The sequence below is a fragment of the Mesorhizobium sp. WSM4828 genome, from assembly GCF_055811175.1.
On sequence record NZ_JBVVQK010000104.1, the window covers coordinates 1 to 635 of the forward strand.

1 protein-coding gene is annotated in these 635 nt (G+C 61.7%); it reads right to left on the reverse strand.

Annotated features, from left to right (window positions below):
* Positions 1-635, reverse strand: a 635-nt coding sequence (locus tag AC0L2X_RS32475) for a type II toxin-antitoxin system HipA family toxin (protein ID WP_473601218.1), incomplete at both ends; no start/stop codon positions are given.

The following is a 635-nucleotide window of genomic DNA, read 5'->3' on the forward strand; positions in this document are numbered from 1 at the left end:
TCGTCAGCACCCGGGCCTTGAGATCGGTCGGAACGGGATTGAGGTCGTATGCCGGCGAGAGAGACCAACCCGCCTTTCCCAGCCACAGGAAACCGTGATTGCGGAGGTGGTCGTCGACATTGGAAATCAGCACATTGAAGACGACCCGCCGATAGAGGGCATGGGCGTCCGTCTTTCCCTGAGCGCCGTGTTGAGCAAGGGCATCGACGATCTCCGGATAGCTGCCGCGCTCGCCGTCCTTGGCGCCAATCATCGCCATCGCCGACAGGAACGGGATGCGGATCGCACCGTCACGATCGAAGCGTCGCGACAACATGACCGCCTTGCCGGCGACGTCGATCAGCTCGTGTTGAGGCGTGGCAATACCTGCCTGGCCGGCTAGCCGCAGCGCGATCTCTTCCCAGGTCTCCATACTGTAGTCGTCGGTCTCCTTCGGGAATTTGGCTATGGAGAGGTGACCATGTTGGTCGATGACGGACGCCTTCGGTCGGGTACCGCCAAGGGAGGAGCCTGGGGCAAAGATGAGCTGCAGGTCTTCATCCGTTTCCTCGTCCCGGAGAATCCGTTCGGTGATCTGGAGCAACCGGCCAAGCTCGATTAGGGCAGGAACGCCCGCGCGGATCGGCGCTTGGAAA